14 protein-coding genes are annotated in these 15,831 nt (G+C 41.4%); 10 read left to right on the top strand and 4 right to left on the bottom strand.

What is annotated here, in order from left to right; translation table 11 throughout:
* Positions 1-101 precede the first annotated feature (101 nt).
* Positions 102-869 carry a hypothetical protein gene (locus F909_RS02390; protein WP_005154061.1) on the top strand — a complete coding sequence of 256 codons (768 nt, stop codon included), beginning with the start codon at positions 102-104 and terminating at the stop codon, positions 867-869.
* Between the two features lie 60 nt (positions 870-929).
* On the opposite strand, the gene F909_RS02395 is transcribed toward F909_RS02390, so the two are convergent.
* On the bottom strand, positions 930-1,943 hold the full coding sequence (locus F909_RS02395) for an isopenicillin N synthase family dioxygenase (RefSeq protein ID WP_005154059.1): 1,014 nt from the start codon (positions 1,941-1,943) through the stop codon (positions 930-932).
* A 668-nt stretch (positions 1,944-2,611) separates the two neighbouring features.
* Between F909_RS02395 and F909_RS02400 the strand changes: the two genes are divergently transcribed.
* The 4 genes from F909_RS02400 (at position 2,612) to F909_RS02415 (ending at position 6,728) form a co-directional block, all read left to right on the top strand.
* Positions 2,612-3,604: an ABC transporter substrate-binding protein gene (locus tag F909_RS02400; protein WP_005154057.1), complete on the top strand. Its 993-nt coding sequence runs from the start codon at positions 2,612-2,614 to the stop codon at positions 3,602-3,604.
* A gap of 64 nt (positions 3,605-3,668) precedes the next feature.
* Positions 3,669-4,490 (top strand): ABC transporter ATP-binding protein, encoded by an 822-nt coding sequence (locus F909_RS02405; protein WP_005154056.1) that lies wholly within the window; start codon positions 3,669-3,671, stop codon positions 4,488-4,490.
* Entirely contained in the window at positions 4,483-5,277 is a 795-nt protein-coding gene (locus tag F909_RS02410; protein ID WP_005154055.1) for an ABC transporter permease, read from the top strand. The genes F909_RS02405 and F909_RS02410 overlap by 8 nt, the downstream gene beginning before the upstream one ends.
* Positions 5,274-6,728 carry an amidohydrolase family protein gene (locus F909_RS02415; RefSeq protein WP_005154054.1) on the top strand — a complete coding sequence of 485 codons (1,455 nt, stop codon included), beginning with the start codon at positions 5,274-5,276 and terminating at the stop codon, positions 6,726-6,728. Before F909_RS02410 ends, F909_RS02415 begins: the two co-directional genes overlap by 4 nt.
* Before the next feature lie 155 nt (positions 6,729-6,883).
* On the opposite strand, the gene F909_RS02420 is transcribed toward F909_RS02415, so the two are convergent.
* The 3 genes from F909_RS02420 to F909_RS02430 all read right to left on the bottom strand — a co-directional run bounded on the left by F909_RS02420 (position 6,884) and on the right by F909_RS02430 (position 9,561).
* Entirely contained in the window at positions 6,884-7,447 is a 564-nt protein-coding gene (locus F909_RS02420; protein WP_005154053.1) for a dihydrofolate reductase family protein, read from the bottom strand.
* A 101-nt stretch (positions 7,448-7,548) separates the two neighbouring features.
* The gene (puuE, locus tag F909_RS02425) at positions 7,549-8,499 is read right to left on the bottom strand and encodes an allantoinase PuuE (protein ID WP_005154052.1); all 951 of its coding nucleotides are present in this window, start codon (positions 8,497-8,499) and stop codon (positions 7,549-7,551) included.
* Between the two features lie 135 nt (positions 8,500-8,634).
* Positions 8,635-9,561, bottom strand: coding sequence for a LysR family transcriptional regulator (locus tag F909_RS02430; RefSeq protein WP_005154051.1), 927 nt, complete (start codon positions 9,559-9,561; stop codon positions 8,635-8,637).
* 163 nt (positions 9,562-9,724) lie between these two features.
* On the opposite strand from F909_RS02430, the gene F909_RS02435 reads away from it, so the two are divergent.
* The 5 genes from F909_RS02435 to hutH all read left to right on the top strand — a co-directional run bounded on the left by F909_RS02435 (position 9,725) and on the right by hutH (position 15,791).
* A complete protein-coding gene (locus tag F909_RS02435; RefSeq protein WP_005154050.1) occupies positions 9,725-10,780 on the top strand; it encodes an aromatic ring-hydroxylating oxygenase subunit alpha in 1,056 nt (351 codons plus the stop codon).
* 142 nt (positions 10,781-10,922) lie between these two features.
* Entirely contained in the window at positions 10,923-11,675 is a 753-nt protein-coding gene (hutC, locus tag F909_RS02440) for a histidine utilization repressor (RefSeq protein WP_005154049.1), read from the top strand.
* Positions 11,672-12,253: a HutD/Ves family protein gene (locus tag F909_RS02445; protein ID WP_005154043.1), complete on the top strand. Its 582-nt coding sequence runs from the start codon at positions 11,672-11,674 to the stop codon at positions 12,251-12,253. The genes hutC and F909_RS02445 overlap by 4 nt, the downstream gene beginning before the upstream one ends.
* Before the next feature lie 238 nt (positions 12,254-12,491).
* A complete protein-coding gene (gene hutU / locus F909_RS02450; protein ID WP_005154041.1) occupies positions 12,492-14,168 on the top strand; it encodes a urocanate hydratase in 1,677 nt (558 codons plus the stop codon).
* An 84-nt stretch (positions 14,169-14,252) separates the two neighbouring features.
* Positions 14,253-15,791, top strand: a complete 1,539-nt coding sequence (hutH, locus tag F909_RS02455; RefSeq protein ID WP_005154039.1) for a histidine ammonia-lyase — start codon at positions 14,253-14,255, stop codon at positions 15,789-15,791.
* Positions 15,792-15,831: the final 40 nt, after the last annotated feature.

Genomic DNA, 15,831 nt, shown 5'->3' with positions numbered 1-15,831 from the left:
GTCGCTCATTTTAATTTAGAATTTTTGATCGTATGAATATTCGCGTATCTTTATTATTTTCTAATTAAGATTTTTATATAAAACATAAATATTGATTTTCTATGTCAACAAAACGTTATGTAGCAAGAGAGTTGCTTGAGCAGCACACAAAGCAAAAGAAGCAAGAAAAATTAGAACAAAGACGTTTGGCACTTGAACAACGAGCTAAAGAAAAAAGACAGGCGAAAATACATATTACCCTTTTGATTATTGTATTCATTTTACCGTTATTTTTATTTCCAGCATATCCACGCAATCAGTGGCAGTATGAGATTTATCGTTATATCACAGAGCACATGTTGATCACTGTTGGAACGAAAGGTCCTCTACCATTTTTTACTATTCTTTCAAGTATTTATTTTACTTTTGTAGCTTCTGTCTTCGGTTTTTACCTATGTTTTTTATTTATTAAGAGCGTAGGCGTGAACAAGGAGTTTCAGGAAAAAATTTATAGTAAATTCTTTCAAGCTGAGTTTGATGCATCGAAGAAATACCCTTGGCTGGAGAAGCCCTTGATTAAAAAAACAATTGTTTCAGGGATGTTCTTCTTTTGTTTTTTAATGGGTATGATCCATTTTCTTTTGGATAATATTTCCTTTCAGGATGGTAGCCGAAGAGGTGCGCTTATTCAGTTAGGTTATAATTATCGGATTGGTGTACTTTTATGGGAAAGTACTTTTAGTGTCTTTACCATATTCCCATTTTTCTATTTTGGTCTTTTATTCATTTATCTTTGCAACTATTTTTTCCGAGGATTAGGCACTGGAAAAATTATTATTCCCAAAAAAGTGATATCTAAAAGAACTAAGAAGAGATCACGGGAAAAATAAATCGATAATTTTTTAATAGGAGACAGAGACAATTTGCCTCTGTCTACAATGAATCAACGATTAGTATTTCCCTTTAAAATTCGCACTGATGCGTTGTTTTAAATATTCCTTGGCTGTAATTGCTGGATATTTCTTTTGTGGGCTTTCAATCAGCACATCTTCATTGGCTTGGCAAAAGAAAGCGAGGCTATAACGTGCTCCTTGGTATTCATCTGCTTCCGGATTTTTGACTCGGTGGAAATTAGAAGGCAATTGATCATCACTCCAACGCATCAACATATCGCCGATATTACAGGTAATTACATCGTCTCGTGGTTCGATACTGGTCCATTGTTGCTGTTCCATATCTTTACCAGGACAAACTTGCAGACCACCTTGACCTTTGCGTTGGAATAATAAGGTTAAACAATCAAAATCGGTATGTGCGCCTGCACGCCATAGACCCAATTGATCTTTCAAAGCTGGATCAATCGCATAGTAGTGCAGCATTCTTAAAGTGCTTTGATAGCTGTCTTGTTCAGGATTGTGGGCAAGGCTAAAAAAGTTATCTGCAAAACCCAGTTTATAAGCAAAGCAGGAGAGTATTTTCATACCCACGTGCCAACACGCCTGTTCAAATTCCAGCATAGTATTTTTAAAATCAGGTAGCTCTTGTTCGGTTGGATAAAGCCCATCCATACGTGGACGGGTGATTTGGTAGGATTCTTTCTGGTCTGGGGTACTGGTTGATGGACGAACTTGAGCCTTACTTTCCCAACCTGCATTTCGATTCAGTGGATAACGTGCTTTGACTGATTCAGGTAGAGCAAAAAACTGTTTTGTCATGTCAAATGCAGTTTGAATCTGCTCAAGCGGAATATCATGATGCGAGACTTGAAAGAAACCAATATCAGTGGCAGCTGCCCAGAGTTGCTCCGCGATTTCATATTTGCGTTGTTCAAAGTCAGATAAATCAATTACCCGAACTTCTCGCTCAAAAGTTTCTTGACCTAAAGCTCCCATGCGAGCTTCTTTTTGCAGTTCTTCTAAGTTGTAGTCATTTTCAGCTAATGCAGTCATGTTGGCGCTATTCATATTTTCAACCTCATCTTTTGGATAAACCGTGACCCAATCAAATAGATTGAAAGAGACGGGGTCACATTCAAAAAAGAGCTACACTTTTTCCATAAGAGAAAGCCTTGTAGAAAAAAGTGAGCTGATTTCTGAGCAATGACCCACATAGCAGTCAATTTCACTGGCTATGCTGAACGCTTCTACTCTGACAAAAAGTAATAAGCATTTTTTATACCAGTTTATAAATGAATGAAAATGGACGAATACAGAGATAAATTCTAATGCTCACAAAAGTTTTCTTTCCATTAAAGTACAAATGATTCATTTCTGTGCATGGGTATGTTTTAAAATAGTGCATTTGATATTCGATTTCATTTTTGATTGCGCCCAAAATTGAACAATCAATCTGGATACTTTAGCTAAGAACAAATAAAAATAAATCTAGCCAAGATTATTACTATGAAAAATATGAAGAAATCAATCTTGGCACAGAGCTTGCTAAATCATTACTGAGTATAAGCGGTCAGTGTGTTGCAAACATACGGGACATTGCTCTACAGCGTTTGCTGTTCCTCTTTTGGGGACAAAGCCAATTGATTTGGTTTTGAGAGAAATGTGTAACTTATACATTGATTGAACCCCTAAAAAGAATAGCGAGATGAATCCATACAGATTTAGGGGTCTTACTTATGAATATTCAGCACTATGTAGGCAAAGGGCGACGTACTGTTATCACAAGCACGTTATTGGGTTTAGGAATTGTTCTTAGTTCAACTGGTTATGCAGCGGATAAACTTGTTTTACAAACCACATGGTTTGCACAAGCTGAGCAAGGGGGATATTACCAAGCACTGGCACAAGGAATTTATAAGAAATACGGGCTTGATGTCGATATTAAAATTGGTGGGCCACAAGTCAATAACATGACGTTATTATTATCAAAACGTGCCGACATTATTATTAATTATGATCTACAGGTCTTAAAAGGCATCGAAAGCAATTTTCCCATCAAAGCGGTTGCTGCACCATTCCAGTTTGATCCACAAGGCGTACTCACTCACAGCGATGTGAAGTCTTTGGCCGATCTCAAAGGCAAAACGATTCTTGTCTCAACCAGTGGACAAGCAAGCTGGTGGCCTTGGTTAAAAGGCAAATATAAATTAGATGCCGCACAGGCACGCCCTTATACCTTCAATATGCAACCATTTTTAGCAGGCAAAAATGTGGCACAACAAGCCTATGCCACATCTGAAGTTTTTCAGGCGAAAAAAGCAGAACCATCGAGTAATTTCTTTTTATTTGCTGATGCTGGTTATCCAGCCTATGGCGGCATTTTAGTGACCCGAAATGATGTTATTCAAAACAAACCAGAGGTACTTCGCCGTTTTGTCCAAGCATCCATGGAGGGATGGAAGAACTATCTAGCTGATCCACGTTTAGGCAATAGCATCATTAAAAAAGAAAACCCGAATATGAATGATGAACTGCTGACTTTTGCGGTTGGACAAATGCGCAAATTGAAATTAATTGATGGTGGCGATGCCAAGACCCAAGGCATTGGTGTTATGACGGATGCACGTTGGAAAGCGACGAGAGATTTTATGGTGAACGCAGGCTTGCTCAGAGCTCAAACCAATTGGAAAGGTGCTTATACCACGCAATTTGTCAAAGCGAGCAAATAATCTTAGATCTAAGTCATGGTGAAAGGGTCAACAAAATAGCGCATTCGCATCAAGGGGAAACCACATGAATTCTGCTTTATCAATTGAGATACCAATACAAGAATCTTCGAATTTTATTACGCCAATGATCATGGCTAGAGGGGTTGAAAAAACCTACCCCAATGGCACCAATGCCTTACAACGACTGGATTTAAATATTGCACGTGGCGAAATTATTTCATTACTAGGACCATCAGGTTGCGGTAAAAGTACCTTGCTCAAAATGTTTGCCGATCTGGAACTGCCTTCTGCTGGGTTAGTCCGCTGGAATGGTAAAGCTGATATACAATCGCAATGCAAAATGGCCATGGTGTTTCAAGAAGCAACCCTGATGCCGTGGGCCAATATTGAGGACAATGTGCGTTTACCTATGGATCTACAGCATATTGCCAAATCTACCAGTTCACCCAAAGTCCAAGCTGCTTTAAAAGCCGTTGGTTTAGAAAAATTCAGTACTGCTTATCCGCGAGAACTTTCTGGCGGTATGCAAATGCGCGCCTCTCTGGCGAGAGCCTTGGTGACTGAACCAGATTTATTGTTGATGGATGAACCTTTTGGGGCTTTGGATGAATTTACTCGTCATAAACTCGACAGTGATATCCGTCAATTATGGTCAGAACGAGATCTCACGGTGGTGTTTGTGACCCATAGCATTTATGAAGCCGTGTATCTGTCTTCACGAGTCATTGTGATGGGTGCACGACCAGGACGAGTAGTTGCTGATCTGAAGATTAAAGGGCCTTATCAACGTGATGAGTCTTTCCGAAGCTCAGATATCTTCATTCAACAATGTTCGCATCTATCGCAATTATTGGCTGAGGCAAGCGGAGGACATGATCATGATTAAACCACTGCTACAAAACCCAACGGTACAACGTATTGCCGCTCCACTTGGGCTTGGCCTAATTTTTCTCATGTTTTGGCAACTGAGTTTTCAACAATTGGAAGTACCTGTTTATGTTGTGCCTAAACCCAGTGATATTGTCATGGCGATGATCAATCAGTCCAGTGTGTTATTCGGTAGTTTATGGGTGACTTTAAAAATCACCTTATTGGCTTTTGCCTGTGCTGTGATCATTGGCACCTTGGTGGCCTTTCTGTTTGTACAAAGTCGCGTGGTTGAAGCTTGTTTTATGCCTTATGCCATTTTATTTCAGGTGACGCCGATTGTCGCGATTGCACCCTTGGTCATCATCTGGATTCAAAATACGACCTTGGCGTTGGTGGTATGTGCTATGTTAGTCGCAGTTTTTCCGATACTGACCAATACTACCCTAGGTCTGCGTAGTGTTAATAAAGGTTTACTCAATCTTTTCCAAATCAATAAAGCCAGTCGTTGGCAAGTTTTAATGCGCTTACGTGTGCCGAATGCTTTACCTTATTTCTTTGGTGGCTTACGTATTTCCTGTGGTTTGGCGTTGATTGGTGCTGTGGTTTCCGAGTTTGTTGCAGGCGCGGGAGGCACTAGTGCAGGTTTGGCTTATCAAATATTACAAGCAGGTTTTCAGTTGGATTTACCACTGATGTTTGCTGCATTATTCCTGATTACCTGTACGGGTCTGGGCTTATTTGTCGTGATGTCTTTATTAAGCCAGTTTTTTTTAAGCAAATGGCATGAGAGTGAGCAAGTATGAGTCTAATGTCTCTGAATAATGGCTATTTAATTAAAAATTCCCATGCCATTTTGACAGGTTTAACTGGGGATGTAGCACGTTGTTCATCCACCGATATCCGCATCCAATCAGGTAAAATTACTGAGTTGGGACGATTAACCGCTCAGCCGAATGAGCAGATTATCGATGCCAAAGATTGTGTAATTTACCCGGCATGGGTGAATACTCACCATCATTTATTTCAGTCTTTATTAAAAGGCGAGCCACAAGGGTTAAATCAAAACCTGACCTCATGGCTTGCGAGTACACCATATCGGTTTCGTGGTGCGTTTGATGAAAACACGTTTCGGATCGCGGTGCGGATTGGCTTAATCGAGTTATTGCGTTCAGGCTGTGCAACAGTAGCGGATCATCATTATTTATATTGGCCAAAGATGCCGTTCGATGGTGCAGCAATTTTATTTGATGAAGCCGAAAAATTAGGCATGCGTTTTGTGTTGTGTCGTGGTGGTGCAACGCTCACGCGTGGTTTGGAAAGTGAGTTGCCACAAGCATTACGTCCTGAGAAGTTTGAAGACTATATGGCGGATATTGAGCGTCTGGTGCAGCAATATCATCAGCCAGATTCAGATGCATTCCGAAAAATTGTGATGGCACCGACTTCAACCCTGCATTCGACCACAGCACCACAATTACGAGAAAGTGCCAAAATCGCCAGAAAACTTGGGATTCGGATGCATAGCCATTTATCTGAAACAGTGGATTATCTAGATGCAGCTAAAGCCAAGTTTGGCATGACCCCCGTCCAGTTTTGTGCTGAACAGGACTGGATCGGAAATGATGTCTGGTTTGCGCATCTAGTGAAATTATTACCTGAAGAAATTCAGTTGTTGGGCCAAACTCAAACTGGAATTGCACACTGTCCACAGAGTAATGCACGTTTGGGTAGTGGAATTGCAGATCTTGTTGCTTTGGAACAGGCAGGCATGACCATTTCGATTGGTGTTGATGGCGCAGGTTCCAACGAAGCCGCAGATATGTTGTCTGAAACTCATGCTGCATGGTTATTGCAACGGGCCAGAAAGGGCATGTTGGCGACACCACAATATGAGGGCGGGCAATTTGAAGGTGGTGCAGATGCTGCCCGTATTGAGGATGTGATTCGTTGGGGAACGGTGGGTGGTGCGAAGATATTGGGACTAGATCAAGTTGGTACAATTGAAGTGGGGCAACAGGCTGATCTAGTCATTTATCAGTTAGATGATCCTCGTTATTTTGGATTGCATGATATGGCGATTGGGCCTGTGGCAAGTGGCGGGCGAGCGCATATTAAGGCCATGTTTGTAGCAGGGAAAATGGTAATCGAAAATGATCAGATTCCTGATCTGGACATGATGGAGTTGGCTTGGCAAGCAAAACAAGCGGTCAAGCTGTTACAACAGCGCAGTATGGATATGGCAAAAATAGCCTAAGTTCTATTGGTTTATTCATATCTGGTGATGATTAATTTTTTAGTATATCCCTGTAAATATTTCTTGTACGCACTGTTTAAATGAGAGTATTTAAACTCGCTATACAGACATCTACAGGGGAAGCAAAAGCGGTTTAACATGCAAAATTCTGTTCATCAAATCGTTGTACTACGCTCAACGGTATAATGCAGTTCTACCATGCCTTCGCCTATTTGATGAACTGAGATTAATTTAAGCGTCGGGGCAAACACTCTGCGGGGAAATAAGGGCTTGCCTTGTGCAAGGGTGACTGAACCAATTTGTATAATGAGTTCATCAAGTAAATTTGCATCGTAGAATCGTCCAGCCAATTCTCCACCCCCTACAATCCAGATATTCTTGTCTCCAATTATGGATTGTATTTCGGTATAAACAGGAGTGATGTCTCCTTGCACAATATGGATATTTGCCCCTTCAATTAAGGGGAGTTCACGACTGGAAAACACCCAAGCTGGCTGAGTATAAGGCCAAGATGAACCTGTTTCAGCAGCAACTTGTTCGGCATTATTCAATATCCATTCATACGTTGCTGATCCCATCACCAAAGCACCAACATTTGCAATAAACGTTGGATAACTTGAGTTATCCAGTTGCCCTAAAGTAAATAACCATTCTAAAGAATCATTTTCAGTAGCAATAAATCCGTCTAGGCTACTCGCTGCAAAATATTGTACTTTCATCCTGATCATCTCCTTTATATAAAGGAGTATCTTAAAACGGATGTTTATCTGGATAAATTTTTTAAGTCGCATAAGCGACACTGAGTGTCGCTTGAATAAATCTAAGCTTGATAAGGATGATGCGTATACCAATGCTCAGCAATCTGTTGACGGGTACAAATCCAGACCCGATCATGATTTTGCACATAGTCTAGAAAACGTTGTAACGCCTTGAAGCGGGCAGGACGTCCTAAAATCCGACAATGCATGCCAATCGAAAGCATCTTCGGACTCGTTGCACCTTCCGCATACAGTACATCAAAAGCATCTTTTAAATATTCAAAGAAATCCTCACTACGGTTAAAACCAGTCGGTGAAGCAAACTTCATATCGTTGGTATCGAGTGTATAGGGAATAATTAAATGCGGACGTATTGCACCTATTTCATTACTGAGTGTTGTCCAAAAGGGTAAGTCATCGCCGTAATAATCACTGTCATATTGCACATGATCATACTCAGCCAATAATTGACGGGTATTCGGACTATCGCGTCCTGTGTACCAGCCCGTTGGCATTTCACCAAACAGGTCTTTGAGGATGTACATGGCTTCAGCCATATGTTGCTTCTCGGTTTCAAGATCCATATTTTGATAATGAATCCAGCGTAAGCCATGTGAGACCACATCATAGTTGTGCTGTTTAATCGCTTCGACCACCAGTGGATTTCGTTGCAACGCCATCGCCACAGCAAAAATAGTCATGGGCAATTGGCGTTTGGCAAATTCTTGCTGAATCCGCCAGAAACCTACTCGTGAACCATATTCATAGATTGAGTCCATTGAAAGGTGTCGTGCAGGATAACTTTCAGCCCCGCTGATTTCAGATAGAAATTGTTCCGAACCTTCATCACCATGCAGGATATGTTTTTCTCCACCTTCCTCATAATTCAGCACAAACTGGACAGCGATTTTTGCTTGATTGGGCCATTGGGCGTGTGGAGGACGATCAGCATAACCGATCATATCTCGCGGATAATTGGCAGTAAAATCAATGTCTGTATTGGACTGAACCATAGCAATGCCTAAATTGTGAAATCATTGAATCTTCACATTAAATTACTCGATAGAATAATTGAGTGTCAAATATTATATTTATTAAAATCAATAACTTGATTGATTTATTTTGGTGCAGAAATACAATTCTATTTGCTAAATATGTTTGTACATGCGCAATTTTAGTGCTTCCATTTCTGCAATGATCTGATTCATCATGATTTGCGCGATTCGGGAAAGTTGCCGTTTTGGTGCAACACATAATGCAACCGTAATCGGATGCAATCCATTATCGTCAATTGTTCTAAATACACATTCACCATTTTCAATGTATGGTGCGGCATCCAGATAACTCATCAGGCCAATACCTAAGTTTTGTCTGAGTAAGGCAATCATCATCCGAATATCATTACATTCAATTTTATGCTGTGGATGAAAGTCCTGTTTTTTATACAAGGCCGTGACATGGTCATGAATAATCAAAGGTTCGGCGGGCAGAATATGATTGAACTCCAAGGTATCTGAGAAATAGATTTTTTCCTTATGCGCTAAATGATGCTGCTTTGGAATCACAAAGCCTAAGGGCATTTCTATAAATGTACTGATCTGTAATTGATGCTGATGTTTAGGATTAAGAATCAAACCAAAGTCGAGATCTGCATTCATTACCAGATCAGCGACACTGTCACTGTCCAATACACGAATCTGAAAATTAATCCATGGATATTGTTGGTGAATCGACTGAATAACAGTGCTGACAAAGCTCTCGCTCATTGCAGAAATCATTCCAAACTCAATCGAGCCACGCTGCAAGCCTTGAATTTCACCTAAACGTTTTTGCGTGATTTGAAAGCCTTTTTGCCAAGTACGTAAATCGGCATAGAGCAGTTCACCAGCCAAGGTGAGTTTTAATCCATTGGGTCGTCGTTCGAATAAACTCACGCCAAGTTCTTCTTCTGCCAGAACAATTTGTCGATGAACTGCGGATACAGAAATGAAAAGTTGATCGGCTGCTTTTCTCAAGCTTCCTGTTTTGGCTACAGCCATAAAGTAATCTGCAAAACGTGAAAATGGCAGGGCCATTACATGCTCTCAATATAAAAACTAGTGCAAATACAAAAGCAATTTTAATGCCGATACTGTTCTAATTTTTAGAATGATGCATGTAATTCATTCTAATAGACGAAAATAATGATCTATTCCACACTGCAAACAACAGAGAAAACCTTAAAAATGAGCACAGGATATGAACGCAATTCCATTCATCAATCTTCCAAATAAGCCATGTCACAGCCAATTTGATGATCAGGATTGGCAGATTCTTGCGCAGCATTGGTATCCAGTCGCACGCATTCAAGACGTAACTCACAAACCACAGCAAGTCACTTTATTGGATATGAATTTGGTGTTGTATCAGACTGAAACAGGACAGATTCATCTGGCACGAGATATTTGCCCGCACCGTGGTGTGCCGTTGAGTAAAGGTTGGGTGGAGGGTGAAACCATTATCTGTCCTTATCATGGACTGCATTTCAATGAAGACGGAAAATGTACCAAAATCCCAGCTCAACCTGATTTAACTAAAATCTCAGATCGTTTTTCTCTGACCAAATTTCCTGTGGTTTTAAAATATGGCTTGGTCTGGACCAGTATTCTTGGCAGAGAAGAAAGTTTGGCGAATTTCCCTGTGTTGGACACATGGGAACAGGAGGAGCATCAAGCCATTTTGCCGCCATCCGTGGATATTGCGGGCTCAAGTGGTCGTCAATTAGAGGGCTTTATTGATGTCGCACATTTTTCATGGGTACATCATCAGGCCTTTGCAGATCGAGATAATCCAGTCGTACCCAAATATTCGACTGAACGTACCAACTATGGCTTGCATACAAACTACACCAGCAATGTCAGTAATTATCCGCATGGGATGCAGCATCTCGCGCCAGACGATTTTGTATGGGAGCGGATTTTTGATGTTTATCCACCTTTTTCAGCGGTACTGACGATCCATTTTCCAAATGACGGTGTGCTCAAGATTTTAAATGCCTGCTGTCCAATTTCACATAATAAGACCCGTTTGTTTGTACCTTTAACCCGTAATTTTGATACCACGGGAGATTTACAGGCCGTTTATGATTTTAATGCGCAGATTTTTGCAGAAGATCAAGAGATGGTTGAGGCACAAAAGCCAGAAGAATTGCCTCTGGATATTGGTATGGAGGCACATTTTGAAGCAGATCGCTCATCGACCATGTACCGTCGTATTTTGGCTGAATGGGGTTTAAGTAAACGCTATACGGTATAAGTGGAAGAGGGATTTTTAAAATATAAACTTGGAGGACCAGCAGAGGGTTTAAGCTAAAATGCTTATTTGTATAGGCTTGTATATACAATTACGCTAAATTCAATATACAATGAGTTATAGTATTTAGTATGAGTTTTAGCCAATGTCAAGAGCGACAAAGCAAAACGATTTAGATTTGTCCCTAGAAGAAGATAGTCCTGTTCCTTTGTATTTACGTGTGAAACAGATGATTTCCCAAAAGATTTATGAAGGAACATGGACTGTTAATAAAAAAATTCCTTCAGAAAGTGAATTGGTTAATTTACTCGGTTGTAGTCGGATGACCGTGAATCGTGCCTTGCGGGAACTCACCAGTGAAGGTTTGTTGGTACGTATTCAAGGCGTCGGTTCTTTTGTTGCAGAAGGACAAGGCCGAACGGCTTTATTTCATGTCAATAATATTGCCGAAGAAATTATTGCCCGGAATCATAAGCATCATGCTGAAGTATTGGTACTTGAACAGATTCAGGCCAATGCTGAACAAAGCATGTTGATGCAGATTCGGGAAGGTCAAAAGCTATTTCATTCGATCATTGTGCATTATGAAAATGATGTGCCTGTACAAATTGAGGACCGTTTGGTCGATCCTGTTCTAATTCCTGATTATTTGTCGCAAGACTTTAAATCAATTACACCAAATGCCTATCTAATGTCTAAAGCACCTGTAACCGAAGGTGAGCACGTGGTAACCGCGATTTTAGCCTCAGCGCAAGAATGTAAATGGCTGAAAATTAACAAGACCGAACCTTGTTTGTTGATTCGCCGTCGTACATGGTCGAATAAACAACTGATTTCCAGCGCCCGTTTGATTTATCCGGGTAGCCGTTATTATCTGGAAGGTAAATTTACCCAATGATCAAGCAGTTAAGCAGTACTGATTATCGGCAGATGCTATGGAAAAATGGTGCAGGTTATACGGTTGAACTGGCGCGTAGTGCGGGTGAAAGTCTGGATACTTTTGACTGGCGTATTTCCATGGCAGATGTCAAAAGCGCAGGCGATTTTTCCAGATTTAACGGGATGCAGCGTATCTTAACCGTGCTGGAAGGTCAGGGCATCGAGCTTAGTATTGATGACAAGCATGAATCTCTAACGACTTTGCAATCGGTGCAGTTCAGTGGTGAAAGTGCGACCCGTTGTGAATTGATTGATGGTCCGATTCGGGATTTTAATCTCATTTATGATCCCAAACAGTTTCATGCGCGTTTGCAGTGGTATTTTGAACCGACAAAGACTGAGATTTTTAGCTCAGCCGATCTGATTTTTATATTTAATCAGAGTACCGAGCCATTAGAGATTGAAATTGATCAGCAAGTTTTTCAATTGCAGCATCAGGAAAGTCTTCACATTGAGCAGGAAAAATCACTTAAAAAGGTGGTTCTAAATCGACAGCTTTTAAAGCAAACTTGTCTAATAGAACTGATAAAAATCTAGTTTCCTTGTATTTTTGAGAACACATACAGTCTCAGGTTGTATGTGTTTTTTTATTGCCTATAAAAAATAAATCGATTTATTTCATTAGCTTGTAATTTATTTTTATAAAAGATTTGAAAAGCATCTTTTCAATAGAAAAGTTTTGTGTAGTATATGGATGTATATACAAGTTAATACATTGCTATACAGTAAAAGCAGATTAATTTGCTGGTTCAAACTCAATGGAAGGAGTCCGATTGTGACAACAACGACAACAAAATTTCGTGATGTAGAAATTCGCGCACCACGTGGTACACAGCTCAATGCCAAAAGCTGGTTAACAGAAGCACCACTGCGTATGTTGATGAATAACCTAGATCCAGATGTCGCAGAAAATCCAAAAGAACTTGTTGTTTACGGTGGTATCGGTCGTGCTGCACGTAACTGGGAATGTTTTGACAAGATCGTAGAAACGCTAAAGAATTTAGAAACAGATGAAACTTTATTGGTTCAATCGGGTAAGCCTGTGGGTGTATTCAAAACTCATAAAGACGCACCACGTGTTTTGATTGCAAACTCGAATCTCGTACCACATTGGGGAACTTGGGAGCATTTCAATGAATTGGATGCCAAAGGTTTGGCAATGTACGGTCAGATGACGGCTGGTTCTTGGATTTATATTGGTAGCCAAGGCATTGTACAAGGTACTTATGAAACTTTCGTAGAAGCAGGTCGCCAACACTACAACGGCGATTTAACAGGCCGTTGGGTCTTAACGGCTGGCTTAGGTGGTATGGGCGGTGCGCAACCTTTGGCTGCAACACTTGCAGGCGCATGTTCATTGAATATTGAATGCCAACAAACCAGTATCGATTTCCGTTTACGCACCCGTTATGTTGATGAGCAAGCAACTGATTTGGATGATGCGTTAGCACGTATTGAAAAATACACCAAAGAAGGTAAAGCCGTTTCGATTGCACTCCATGGCAATGCTGCTGAAATTTTACCTGAATTGGTTCGACGTGGTGTACATCCAGATATGGTGACTGATCAAACCAGCGCACATGATCCGTTAAATGGTTATTTACCAATTGGCTGGACATGGGAAGAGTACCGTCAACGTGCGAAAACTGAGCCAGAAGTTGTAGTCAAAGCGGCTAAACAATCGATGGCGCAACATGTTCAAGCGATGCTGGACTTTCAGAAAATGGGTGTGCCAACCTTTGACTATGGCAACAACATCCGTCAAATGGCTCAAGATGAAGGCGTAGTAAATGCCTTTGATTTCCCTGGCTTCGTCCCAGCCTATATCCGTCCATTGTTCTGTCGCGGTGTTGGTCCATTCCGTTGGGCTGCACTTTCAGGTGATCCAGAAGATATCTATAAGACAGATGCCAAAGTAAAAGAGTTAATTCCAGATGATGAACATTTACATCGCTGGTTAGATATGGCGCGTGAACGTATCAGCTTCCAAGGTTTGCCAGCACGTATTTGCTGGGTGGGCTTAGGCTTACGTGCAAAACTTGGTTTGGCATTTAATGAAATGGTACGTAGTGGTGAGTTGTCAGCACCAATCGTGATTGGTCGTGACCATCTGGATTCGGGTTCAGTCTCTAGTCCGAATCGTGAAACAGAATCAATGAAAGATGGTTCAGATGCTGTATCAGACTGGCCGTTATTAAATGCCTTGTTGAATACGGCTGGCGGTGCAACTTGGGTGTCATTGCATCACGGTGGTGGTGTAGGTATGGGCTTCTCTCAACATTCAGGCGTGGTGATTGTGTGTGATGGTACAGATGAAGCAGCAGCACGTATCGCACGAGTACTGACCAATGACCCGGCAACAGGGGTAATGCGTCATGCTGATGCAGGTTATGACATTGCGATTGACTGTGCCAAAGAGCAAGGCTTGAACTTGCCAATGATCACGCAATAAACAGACAAGGACATTACGATGCTTTTTGCAATTGTGTAAATAGCATCGTAAGAGAACAATAGAGTGCAAAACAGGACGCCAACAATGGAACTTCTAATTCAACCCGGCAAACTTACCTTAGCAGATCTCCGCCACGCTTATTTAAATCCAATCAAAGTGAAACTCGATGACAGCGCTTCTGCTGGCATCAATGCAAGTGTTGCTTGTGTCGAAAAAATCGTGAATGAAGGCCGTACTGCCTACGGTATCAATACAGGTTTTGGTTTACTTGCTTCAACTAAAATTGCACCCGAAGACCTAGAGCAATTACAACGTTCATTGGTACTGTCACACGCTGCTGGCGTAGGTGAGCCGCTTGATGATGCGATGGTGCGTCTGATTATGTTGCTCAAAGCAAATAGTTTGGCACGTGGTTTTTCAGGTATTCGCCGTAAAGTCATTGATGCCATTCTGGCATTGATCAATGCAGAAGTTTATCCGCATATTCCATTAAAAGGCTCTGTGGGTGCTTCAGGTGACTTGGCACCACTGGCACATATGTCTTTGGTGTTATTAGGTGAAAGTAAAGCACGTTATAAAGGCGAATGGTTACCTGCGGTTGAAGCACTTAAAATTGCTGGTCTAGAACCTATTTCTTTAGCTGCGAAAGAAGGTTTAGCACTTTTAAACGGGACACAAGTTTCCACAGCATACGCATTACGTGGTTTGTTTGAAGCAGAAGATTTATTTGCTGCTGCAACGGTGTGTGGTGGTTTAAGTGTTGAAGCCATGTTGGGTTCACGTGCGCCATTCGATGCACGTATCCATGAAGTGCGTGGTCAACGTGGTCAAATTGATGTCGCTGCTGCATATCGTGATTTATTGACTGAATCGAGTGAAATTTCACATTCGCATGAAGATTGCAGCAAGGTTCAAGACCCGTACTCACTGCGTTGCCAACCTCAGGTCATGGGCGCCTGCTTGACGCAAATCCGTCAAGCTGCAGAAGTGTTAGCAATTGAATCAAATGCGGTGTCAGATAACCCATTGGTGTTTGCAGCAGAAGGTGATGTGATTTCAGGTGGTAACTTTCACGCTGAGCCTGTTGCGATGGCAGCAGATAACTTGGCATTGGCAATTGCAGAAATTGGTTCACTGTCAGAACGTCGCATTTCGATGATGATGGACCGTCACATGTCACAATTGCCACCATTCTTGGTTGCCAATGGTGGGGTCAATTCAGGCTTCATGATTGCTCAAGTAACAGCCGCTGCATTAGCAAGTGACAATAAAGCACTTGCACATCCTGCCAGTGTTGATAGTTTACCGACCTCTGCAAATCAGGAAGACCATGTTTCCATGGCACCGAATGCGGGCAAACGTTTGTGGTATATGGCTGACAACGTTCGCGGCATTCTTGCAGTTGAGTGGTTAGGTGCATGTCAGGGTCTTGATTTCCGTGAAGGTTTGAAGAGTTCTCCAAAACTTGAGCGTGCGCGTAAAGTGCTTCGTGACCAAGTGCCTTATTACAGTGAAGATCGTTTCTTTGCGCCAGATATTGAGCAAGCAAGTGAATTGCTTGCAAGTGGTTGCTTGAACGAATTACTCATTCCACAGTTATTACCGAGTTTGTCTGAAGTGTGATCAATAAATCGGTCACATGGAGTGGCCGAATCTAACTAAA

This window comes from Acinetobacter sp. ANC 3929, from assembly GCF_000369405.1.
Taxonomy (GTDB): domain Bacteria; phylum Pseudomonadota; class Gammaproteobacteria; order Pseudomonadales; family Moraxellaceae; genus Acinetobacter.
This window is presented reverse-complemented; position numbering and strand designations above follow the sequence as displayed.

Bases quoted from the DNA above. Each gene is read 5' to 3' on its own strand.
- F909_RS02390 (WP_005154061.1), top strand. From the start codon at position 102: ATGTCAACAAAACGTTATGTAGCAAGAGAGTTGCTTGAGCAGCACACA.
- F909_RS02395 (WP_005154059.1), bottom strand. From the start codon at position 1,943: ATGAATAGCGCCAACATGACTGCATTAGCTGAAAATGACTACAACTTA.
- F909_RS02400 (WP_005154057.1), top strand. From the start codon at position 2,612: ATGAATATTCAGCACTATGTAGGCAAAGGGCGACGTACTGTTATCACA.
- F909_RS02405 (WP_005154056.1), top strand. From the start codon at position 3,669: ATGAATTCTGCTTTATCAATTGAGATACCAATACAAGAATCTTCGAAT.
- F909_RS02410 (WP_005154055.1), top strand. From the start codon at position 4,483: ATGATTAAACCACTGCTACAAAACCCAACGGTACAACGTATTGCCGCT.
- F909_RS02415 (WP_005154054.1), top strand. From the start codon at position 5,274: ATGAGTCTAATGTCTCTGAATAATGGCTATTTAATTAAAAATTCCCAT.
- F909_RS02420 (WP_005154053.1), bottom strand. From the start codon at position 7,447: ATGAAAGTACAATATTTTGCAGCGAGTAGCCTAGACGGATTTATTGCT.
- puuE (WP_005154052.1), bottom strand. From the start codon at position 8,499: ATGGTTCAGTCCAATACAGACATTGATTTTACTGCCAATTATCCGCGA.
- F909_RS02430 (WP_005154051.1), bottom strand. From the start codon at position 9,561: ATGGCCCTGCCATTTTCACGTTTTGCAGATTACTTTATGGCTGTAGCC.
- F909_RS02435 (WP_005154050.1), top strand. From the start codon at position 9,725: ATGAACGCAATTCCATTCATCAATCTTCCAAATAAGCCATGTCACAGC.
- hutC (WP_005154049.1), top strand. From the start codon at position 10,923: ATGTCAAGAGCGACAAAGCAAAACGATTTAGATTTGTCCCTAGAAGAA.
- F909_RS02445 (WP_005154043.1), top strand. From the start codon at position 11,672: ATGATCAAGCAGTTAAGCAGTACTGATTATCGGCAGATGCTATGGAAA.
- hutH (WP_005154039.1), top strand. From the start codon at position 14,253: ATGGAACTTCTAATTCAACCCGGCAAACTTACCTTAGCAGATCTCCGC.